Annotated in this window: 5 protein-coding genes; 3 read left to right on the forward strand and 2 right to left on the reverse strand. The window is 67.0% G+C overall.

Annotated features, from left to right (window positions below; genetic code table 11):
* A partial coding sequence (locus tag AC1DYI_RS18675) for a methyl-accepting chemotaxis protein (RefSeq protein WP_477205629.1) occupies positions 1 to 2,094 on the forward strand: 2,094 nt, incomplete at its 5' end.
* A gap of 69 nt (positions 2,095 to 2,163) precedes the next feature.
* On the opposite strand, the gene AC1DYI_RS18680 is transcribed toward AC1DYI_RS18675, so the two are convergent.
* Positions 2,164 to 5,415 (reverse strand): efflux RND transporter permease subunit, encoded by a 3,252-nt coding sequence (locus AC1DYI_RS18680; protein ID WP_477205630.1) that lies wholly within the window; start codon positions 5,413 to 5,415, stop codon positions 2,164 to 2,166.
* 48 nt (positions 5,416 to 5,463) lie between these two features.
* A complete protein-coding gene (locus AC1DYI_RS18685; protein ID WP_477205631.1) occupies positions 5,464 to 6,648 on the reverse strand; it encodes an efflux RND transporter periplasmic adaptor subunit in 1,185 nt (394 codons plus the stop codon).
* 325 nt (positions 6,649 to 6,973) lie between these two features.
* Here AC1DYI_RS18685 and AC1DYI_RS18690 point away from each other — a divergent pair, with 325 nt between their 5' ends.
* Both AC1DYI_RS18690 and AC1DYI_RS18695 read left to right on the forward strand, forming a co-directional pair.
* Positions 6,974 to 8,182: an efflux RND transporter periplasmic adaptor subunit gene (locus tag AC1DYI_RS18690; protein ID WP_477205632.1), complete on the forward strand. Its 1,209-nt coding sequence runs from the start codon at positions 6,974 to 6,976 to the stop codon at positions 8,180 to 8,182.
* A gap of 3 nt (positions 8,183 to 8,185) precedes the next feature.
* Positions 8,186 to 9,966: efflux RND transporter permease subunit (locus AC1DYI_RS18695; RefSeq protein ID WP_477205633.1), on the forward strand; the 1,781-nt coding region annotated here is incomplete at its 3' end.

Genomic DNA, 9,966 nt, shown 5'->3' on the forward strand with positions numbered 1-9,966 from the left:
GTGCTGTCCAGTGAGACCGGCGCTGCCGGCGAGCGCGACGCGGTGCGCGAGAAGATCAAGGCTGCCGTCGCCGCAATCGACAAGACTTTGGCCGAGCCGCAGCCGTTCGAGATGGACGACCTGTGGAAACCGGCCCGTGACGCCTCATTGGCGCTGGCCGAGGGCAAGCATGCCGAAAAGCGCGCCGACGCCTTTGCCGAGCACAGCCAGCACATCGAAAAGCTGCGCCAGCTGACGCTGCTGGTCGGTGAACGCTCGGGCTTGTTGCTGGACCCGGAAGCCGGCAGCTTCTTCCTGATGGACCTGGCGGTCGAGCGCGTCATCCCTTGGACGGAAACGTTGGGTCAGGCCCGTGGCCAGGGAGCCGCCCTGCTCTCCCGTGGTGACGCCAACAACGCCGAGCGTGCCACCTTGGTGGGTCGTGCCGATTCGCTGCGCATGGCGCTGGTCGACGTGGGCTTCCGTGTCGAGGCGCTCAAGCGCGCCGGCGTACAGCCGCCAGCCGGCTGGGAGGCGGCACTGGCCGCCTCGCAGGCATTCGACGAGACGGTCCGCAAGATTTTCACGGCCGAGACGATCAGCGGCGAAGCCCCTCCGTATTTCACGCAGGGCAGCGAAGCGATCGGCAAGGTGATGGTGTTCAAGCAGCAGATCCACGAGCTGCTGGTTGACGAGCTGAAGGCCCGCGAGCATCGGCTGCAAGGCAAGCTGTGGCTGCAACTGGGTATTTCCGCTCTGGGCCTGGTGCTGATGCTCTACCTGGGCCTGGCCTTCTATTCCAGCTTCAGCCAGGCGCTGGTCGTGCTGCAAAAAGGCGTCACCGCGGTCGCCGCGGGCGACCTGGCGCACAAAGTGCAGATCGAGGGGCGTGACGAGCTGGCCGAAATCGGCAAGGTCGTCGAACGCATGAGCGAAGGCTTGTCGGTGATGGTGGCCGAGATCCGCAGCAGCGCGGTACGAGTCGGCATTTCAGGCAAGCAGCTGGCCGCCAGCGGCGACGCGCTCTCGCAGCGCACCGAAGCCCAGGCGCAGAACCTGCGCGAAACGGTGGCCACGGTCGGCCAGCTGAGCGATGCGGTCTCGGCCAACGCCGGCGCAGCCCATGAGCTGGACCAGATGACCTCTCAGTTGCGCGACCAGGCGGAAGCCGGCGGCGCCGCGATGCGCGAAACCGTGCAGTCGATGACCACGCTGGAGGCCAGCTCGCGCAAGGTGGCCGAGATCATCAGCGTGATCGACGGCATCGCCTTTCAAACCAACATCCTGGCGCTGAACGCTGCCGTCGAGGCAGCCCGCGCTGGCGAGTCCGGCCGCGGCTTCGCGGTGGTCGCCACCGAGGTGCGCCAACTGGCGCAACGCAGCGGCTCGGCCGCCGCCGAAATCCGCCACCTGATCGGCCAATCGACCGAGCAGGTCAGCCAATCGGTCACCCGCATCCAACGCACCAACGGCACGCTGGACTCGGTCGTGCACGGCGTGCGCGACGTGTCAGACAAGCTGCGCGGCATCGCGCAGGCCAGCGCCCAGCAGTCGGTCAGCCTGGGCGAGGTGTCGCGCAGTGTCGGCACGCTGGACGAGATCACGCACCAGAACGCCACGATGGTGGAAGAGTCGTCCCGCGCGTCGGGCGAGCTGGTCAACCGCGCCTCGATGTTGAGCGAAGCCGTGGCCGCTATTCGCCTGCGCCAAGGCAGCGCCGACGAAGCGCGCAATCTGGTCGATCGTGCGGTAGACCTGATCCGCGAGCGGGGCTTGCAGGGCGCGGCCGCGGTGTTCCGTGATCCCAAGGGCGGTTTCCTCGACCGCGATCTCTACGTCTTCGTGACCGACCGCGATGCCCGCTACCACGTGCATGGCGCCAAGCCGGCGATGGAAGGCAAGCTGGTCCACGAGGTGCCCGGCATCGACGGCGATCGCTTTGCCCGCGAATCCTGGCAAGCCACCACCGGCAACCACTGGGTCGAATACAACATCGTCAACCAGCAGACCGGCAAGGTGCAGCACAAGGCCAGCTACGTGGTTGCGATCAGCGACACGCTGCTGGTCGGCTGCGGCATCTACACCCAAGGCAAGGCCACGGCGCTGGCGGCCTGAAGACGATCGAATCGCCAATGAAAAAGGCGGGGCTCATGCCCCGCCTTCTGCTTTTAGGTTCTGGTCGGCTCAACGATCAGCCGGTGCGCCTTGCGGCCCATGGCTGGGCAGGCTCGACACGTCGGCCTCAGCATGCTTGCTGCCGAAGCGGCGCTTGAACCAGGCGCCCAGGTTGTCCATGTAGCTGTAGATCACCGGCACCACCACCAGCGTGAGCAGCGTCGAGGTGACCACCCCGCCGATGATCGCCCGGCCCATCGGCGCCTGGATCTCGCCGCCGTCGTTCAGCGCAATCGCCATCGGCAGCATGCCGAACACCATCGCCGCGGTCGTCATCATGATCGGCCGCATCCGGATCTGGCCGGCCTGCAGCAGCGCGTCACGCACCGTGGCACCCGTCTTGCGGGCATGGTTGGCAAAGTCGACCAGCAGGATCGCGTTCTTCGTCACCAGGCCCATCAGCATGACGAGGCCGATCATCGAGAACACATTCAGCGTCGAGCGCCACAGCAGCAGCGCCAACATCACGCCGATCAGCGACAGCGGCAGCGACACCATGATCGCGATCGGCTGCAGGAAGCTGCCGAACTGGCTGGCCAGCACGATGTAGATGAAGATCACCGCCAGCGCCATCGCGCTGAGCAGCCCGCCAAAGGCTTCGGCCTGCTGCTTGCCTGCGCCGTCGACCATGAAGCTCACGCCCGGGGGCAGCTGGGTCTCCTTGATCAGCTTCTGCACGTCGTTGTTGACGTCACCCGACGGGCGACCTTCGACACCGGCGTACACCGCTTCGCGGCGCTGTAGGTTCTGGCGACGGATCACCTCGGGGTTGAAGACCTGCTCGATGGTCGCGACCTGGTCGAGCGCGATCGGCGAGCCGTCTTTCGCAAAGGCGACCGGCAGCTTGCTCATCTGCTCGATGCGCTCGCGCTGGCCTTGCGGCAGGCGCAGCAGCACTTCGACCTGATTGCCGTCCGGAGTCGTCCAGTAGGTGGCAACGTCGCCGTTCACATAGGCACGCAGTGAGGACGCCACCTGCGGGCCGGTCAGGCCGAGCTCGCGGATCGCCGAGTCCTTCAGCCGCACCGCGAARGCCGGCAGGCCGGGCTTGACGGTGGTGTCGACGTCAACAGCGCCCTTGATCTTCTTCAGCTTCTCGGCGAAGTCCTTGGCGACCTTGGTCAGCTGTTCGCCGTCCGAGCCGAGGATGGTGATCCAGATCGGGCGGTCGAAGCCGACGCTGGCCTCCAGGCCGGGGATGCCGGCGATGTCGGCGCGCATCGCGTCCTCGATCTCCTTCTGGGTGCGCTTGCGGTCACTGCGATCGGTCAACGCGATGTTCAGCGAGGCCTGGTTGCGGCCGGTCGCCAGGCCTTCACCGGTCGAGCCAACCACCGTCTGGATGGTCTTGATCTCGGGGTACTTGGCGGACAGGATGGTCTCGACCTGCAGCACCTTGTCGTTGCCGCGGTCCAGGCTCGAGGCAACCGGGAAGCGCAGGTTCAGCTGCGTGAAGCCCTGGTCGGTCTGCGGCACGAATTCGGTGCCGACGAAGCCCGACAAGCCCAGCGCGACGATGAAGCTCATGAACCCGCTCCAGGCGACGATGCCGCGCGGCGTCAGCGTCATCAGGCGCAGGCGGCGAGCCTGCTGGCGGTCGCGTTTGCCATCGGCGTCGAACGGGCGACCGTAGACAGGGATCGGCAGAATGAAGACACGGTAGCGGCGGCCCGAGAAGGCCCAGGTGATCAGGCGGCCGTAGATGCCGTGCAGCCATTCCATGCCACGGTCGGTGCCGCGGATCATGTGGCCGATCACCGCCACGTCGCGCAGCTTGGCGCTGGGCGGATCCTTCCAGACGCTGGACAGCATCGGGTCGAGCGTGAAGCTGACGAACAGCGAAACGATCACCGCCACCGCCACGGTGATGCCGAAGGGGTAGAAGAACTTGCCGATCACGCCGCCCATGAAGGCGACCGGCACGAACACCGCGCAGATCGCGAAGGTGGTCGCCATGACCGCCAAGCCGATCTCGTTGGTGCCGTCTTCGGCGGCGCGGTGGTGATTCTTGCCCATGCCAAGGTGGCGCACGATGTTCTCTCGCACCACGATCGCATCGTCGATCAATAACCCGATGCACAGGCTCAGCGCCATCATCGTCATGAAGTTCAGCGTGAAGCCGAAGGCATAGACGGCAATGAAGCTGGAGATCACCGCGATCGGCAGTGTCAGGCCGGTGATGATGGTCGAGCGCCAGCTGTGCAGGAACAGGAAGACGATCGCCACCGTCAGCAGCGCACCTTCGATCAGCGTGTGGCGCAGACCGGTCAGCGAGCCCTTGACGAAGTCGCTCGACGCGTAGATCAGGTTCAGCTCGATGTCGGCCGGCAACGTCTTCTTCAGCTCTTCCATCGCCTCCTTCACCGCGTCGCCGGTCGCCACGATGTTGGCGTCCTGCTGCTTGAAGACGGCGAAGCTGATGGCCGGCTGGCCGTTGGTACGGGCGATCGAGTCAGGCTCGCGTTCACGCTCGACCAGGGTGCCCAGGTCGTTCAGCGTCAGCACCAGGTTGCCGCGGTGGGCGACGACGATGTTCGCGAACTGCTTCGGGTCCTTGACCCGGCCCTCGACGCGCAGAATCGCGTCGGACACCTTGTCCGACACCAGGCCGACAGGCTGGTCGGTGTTGGCGGCTGCCAGCGCGCTGGAGATCTCGGCCGGCGTCACGCCGTAGGCCTTCAGTCGCAGCGGGTCCAGGTCGATCCGCACTTCGCGCGAGACCAGTCCGCCCACGTCGACCTTGGCCACGCCCTCGACGCGACCCAGGCGCTTGGCGATCGTCAGCTCACCCAGCGTCGACAGCTCGCGCGCCGTGCGCGTCTTGCTCATCAGCGCCATCACGACCACCGGCTGGGCGTTGTCGGCCTGGAAGCGAGACACGCTCGGCTGCTTCACGTCCTTCGGGAACGCGGCCTGGGCGGCGGCGATGCGGTCGCGCAGGTCTTGCATGGCACGGCTCATGTCGGTGTTCAGCGTGAACTCGACACTGGCCTGAACGCGGCCCTCGAAGCTGCGCGACTGCACCCGGTCGACACCGGCAATGGAGTTCAGTGCTTCTTCCAGCGGCTTGGCGACCTCACGCTCTACAGCCTCGGGCGACGCGCCGGGGTAGCGCACGTCGATCCAGGCGCCGGGCAGCGAGATGTCGGGCATCTGCTCGACGCCCAGCTTGCTGTACGAAAACAGCCCCAACACACACAACGCGACCATCACCATGGTGGCGAAGACGGGGTTGTTGATGGCGACTCGGGTCATCCACATGGTGAACCTCTGCTCTTTCTATATCTGGCTATCTGGCGCGGGGTCGCTTCAATTGGATGCCGTGGCCACGCTGGCCAGCGCTGACGACGGCTTGGAGGCCGACGCGGCGGTGGACGGCGCAGGTGCGACCACCCGGGCGGCGGCGCCTTCGCGCAGGTTGTCGAAGCGCATCGCCAGCACCTGGGCCTCGGGCTTGACGCCGTCCTTCACCTCGACCAGGCCCTTGGCGTCGTCGCGCCGGCCGGTGGTGACCGAGCGCCGCAGCAACTTGCCCTGCTCGATCGTCCAGACATATTCCTGGCCCGACGCGGTGCCGATCGCGGCCACCGGCAGCGTCAGCCGCGGTGCACCTTCGGGCATCGCCACCTGAGCCTGGGCGTACTGGCCGGCGCGCAGCTTTTCCTTCGGGTTCGCAATGGCGATCGCCACGCCGATCGAGCGGGTGCCGAGCTCGGCCGCCGGCGCGATGCGCGCCAGGTTGCCCTTGACGGGCTCGGGCACGCCTTCGACCTGCACCGTCACCGGCATGCCGGCCTGCAGCATGCCGACTTCGTGGGTGCCAACACTGCCAGCCATTTCCAGCTGGGTCAGGTCGACGATGGTGACGATCTGCTGCTCGTTCGAGACCTTTTCGCCAGGCACCACGTGGCGCTTGGAGACGATGCCGGAAATCGGCGCCACCAGGTTGGCTTCACGCAGGTTGATCCTGACCGTCTCGGTCTGGGCCTGGGCCGCCGTCAGGTTGGCGCGGGCGCTGTCCAGCGCCGCCTTCGACGATTCCAGCGCGTTCGGCGAAATGAACGACTGCTCGGCCAGGCGCTGGTTCGACGCGTGGGTACGTTCGGCTTGCACCATCTGCGCCCTCGCTGCCTCGACCTGGGCCTGGCGCTCGTTCAGGCGGGCGTTCAAGTCGGCCAGGTCGACCGAGCCGAGCTTCTGGCCGGCCGTCACCCGGCTGCCTTCGGCTACCGTCAGGTTCAGCAGCGTGCCGGCCGCCTTGGCGCGAACCACGGCGGTGTTCGGTGCAACCAGCGGGCCCGAGAACTCCACCGTCCCGGCCAGCGGCTGCGTGCGGGGCATCACCACTTCCTTGGCGGTGAAGTCGAGCACCTTGTCTTCGGGCTTGGCATCGGGCTTGTCGCCGCCCTTGCGGCTGGCCATGACCGCCGCGGTGCCGCCGCCGAGGGCCAACACCGCAACCACCACCCCTCCAATTACCCAGCGCTTGTTCATGTGTGCTCCTGCAAAAAATCATCCGCCTTTGGTCAGGCGCAGCGCAGTGTAGGAGTGTGCGCCGGGGTGATCACCCCGGTGCCGACGAAGCGCAGTTGGGCGACGACGAAATGCACCCGGGGCGGATGAGCGGCACGCCGCGGCGACCGTTTCGCCGCCGGCGCCGACCGGCCGCAGCCCGCGCCGCCGGGTCGCCGTTCGCCCGCGCCAGCCCGCAATTCGTCGCAGGCAGCAGCTATCGACACCCCGTTCACGATAAGCTCGCGCGTCTTTTTATGGCGGCCACTGGGCGCCATGATTCTTCGAATACTTTGGAGGTCTCCCGATGTTGCGTCGTCGTTCGTCCGTGGCCCAGCCGGCCCGCCTGCCTAACAGATGGGCTGTGGGTGTAGCCGCCGCGATGCTGGCCGCCACGCTGGCCGGTTGCAGCAGAGGCAACGGCGACGCCCAGGCCGCCGCCAAACCGGGCGCAGCCGCCTCGGCGCCGCCCACTCTGCTGCTGTCTGCCGAAGACCTGCGCACGGCCACCAGCGGCCTGCACGCGATGGGCCCGGTGATCACCGGCTCAATCCAGCCCGAGCGCCGGGCCGACCTGCGCGCCGAAGTGTCCGCCGTGGTGCTGCAAGTCTTGAAGGACAACGGCGAAGCCGTGCGCAAAGGCGACCTGCTGGTTCAGCTGGACGCCACCTCGATCCGCGACAGCCTGGCCTCGGCCGAGGAAGCCGCCCGGGCCTCCGCCCAGTCGGCCGAACAGGCCGAGCGCACCTTCCAGCGTCTGAAGACACTGCAGACGCAGGGCATGAGCTCAATGCAGGCCCTCGACGACGCCGAGGTGCGCCGCAACAATGCGCAAAGCGACCTGGTGGCCGCCAAGGCCCGGGTCGTTTCGGCCCGCCAGCAATCGCAGCGCACCGAAGTGCGGGCGCCATTCGACGGCGTGCTCAGCGACCGCAAGGTCTCGGCCGGCGACACCGCCCAGATCGGCAAGGAGCTGGTCAAGGTGATCGACCCCGCCAGCATGCGCTTCGAAGGCCTGGTGTCGTCGGACCGGATGGGCGAGATCAAGCCAGGGCAGTCGGTCAGCTTCCGCATCAACGGCTTCGGCCAGCAGGAGTTCAAAGGCAAGGTGCGCCGGGTCGACGCCTCGGCCAATGCCAGCACCCGCCAGGTCGAGGTGCTGGTCGGCTTTGAGGGCGGCGAAATGCCCAAGGTCTCTGGCCTGTATGCCGAGGGCCTGGTGGCCACCGGCGAGCAGAAGGCGCTGATGCTGCCCGACGCCGCGCTGAGCAAGGAAGGCGACAACGCCTACGCCTGGCGCGTCAAGAACGGCACGCTGAGCAAGGTCAAGTTGACGCTCGGCGAACGCGACCAGCGCAGCGGTGACTATGTGGTGCTGGCCGGCCTGACCGAAGGCGATCAGCTCTTGCGCAAGCCCGGCTCGACCCTGATCGACGGGCAGAAGGTCGAGCGCGCTGCGGCGCCGGCCCCCACGCCGGCTCTGGCGGCATCGGCGGCAGCGTCCGCCGGGAGGTAAACCATGTTCCTCTCAGATTTCAGCATCAAGCGGCCGGTCGCGATGATCGCGGTCATCGTCACGCTGATGTGCATGGGCCTGATGGCCCTGAACCGGTTGCGGGTCAACCAGATCCCCGACGTCCAGCAGCCGATGCTGGTGGTCAACATCCCCTACCCCGGCGCCTCGCCGGACACGGTGGAGCGGGAAATCATCAACCGCATCGAGAAGGCGTTCCAGAGCATCGGCGGTGTCGACGAGGTGCGCTCGACCGCCAGCGAAGGCAACGCGCGCTTCCTGATCATGTTCCAGTTCAGCAAGAACATGATCGAAGCCGCCGACGAGGTGCGCAATGYGATCGGCACGGTGCGCTACAAGCTGCCGAGCGAAATGCGCGAGCCGGTATTGCAACGGCTGGACCCGTCCGCCCAGCCGGTGATGCAGCTGGCGCTGTCGTCTTCCAAGCAGTCGCACGCCGAGATCTCGCGCCTGGCGGAAGACACGCTGGCCGACAAGTTCCGCGGCATTTCGGGCGTGGCGGTGGTCGACGTGAACGGTGCACTGCACCGCGAACTGTCGGTGCTGCTGCGGGCCGAGAAGCTGCGCGCGTTCAACGTCTCGGTGGCGGAGGTGGTGAACGCGCTGCGGCTGCAGAACGCCAACGCGCCGGTCGGCAAGGTGCGCGGCACGCTGGAAGACCAGAGCATCCGGTTGGTGGGCCGCATCGAAAGCCCGGCCGAGTTCGAGCAGATCGTCGTGCAGCGGCGCGGCGAGCAGATCGTGCGCCTGGGCCAGGTGGCCACGGTGCAGGACGGCTTTGCCGAGCTGAGTGGCTTTTCGGTGCGCAACGGCCGGCCGAACGTGGGCTTGTCCATCACCCGCGCCCGCGATGCCAGCACGGTTGGCGTGGCCAACGACGTCCGAAAACTCGTGGCCGAGATCAACCCCACCCTGCCCGAGGGCACCCAGCTCGAGGTGACGCAGGACGGCGGCGAAGAGGCGCAGAACAGCCTGAACAACGTCGTGCATGCGCTGATCTTCGGCGCCGGGCTGACGATCCTGGTGGTCTACATCTTCCTGAACTCGTGGCGCTCGACGCTGATCACCGCGCTCAGCCTGCCGACCTCGGTCATCGCGGCGTTCATTGCCGTGTGGCTGTGCGGCTTCACGCTGAATTTCATGACGCTGCTGGGCCTGTCGCTGGCCATCGGGGTGCTGATCGACGATGCGATCGTGGTGCGCGAGAACATCGTGCGCCACATGGAGCGCGGCGAATCACGCATGAATGCGGCGCTCAATGGCACCGCCGAGATCGGCCTGGCCGTGGCCGCGACGACCTTCTCGATCGTCGCAGTGTTCGCGCCGGTGGCATTCATGCCCGGTGTGTCGGGTGAGTGGTTCCGGCCGTTTGCGCTGACGGTGGTCGCCTCGGTGGTGGTCAGCTTGTTCATCAGCTTCACGCTCGACCCGATGTTGTCAGCCTACTGGGGTGACCCGCCGGGGCACCAGCATGCCGAGCACCGCGGCATCGGCAAGCTGCTGACCCGCTTCAACCACTGGTTCGACCACCAGGCGGTGGGCTACGGCAAGGTCATCGCCTGGGCCCTGCACCACCGCATCTGGATGTTCGTCTTCACGGTGGTCAGCCTGGTGGTGTCGGTCGGCCTGTTCGCCAAGTTCGGCGGCTCCAGCTTCCTGCCTGGCGGCGACTGGGGCACGCTGGCGATCGAGGTGCGCACCCCGCCCAGCAGCAGCCTGGAATATTCCCGCCTGAAGCTGGAAGCGGCCGCGGCGCTGGCCCGCAC

The organism is Ideonella sp. P3_A4, assembly GCF_056403075.1.

What these genes read in the sequence shown, in the direction of transcription:
- AC1DYI_RS18685 (WP_477205631.1), bottom strand. Translation starts at nt 6,648, where the DNA reads ATGAACAAGCGCTGGGTAATTGGAGGGGTGGTGGTTGCGGTGTTGGCC.
- AC1DYI_RS18690 (WP_477205632.1), top strand. Translation starts at nt 6,974, where the DNA reads ATGTTGCGTCGTCGTTCGTCCGTGGCCCAGCCGGCCCGCCTGCCTAAC.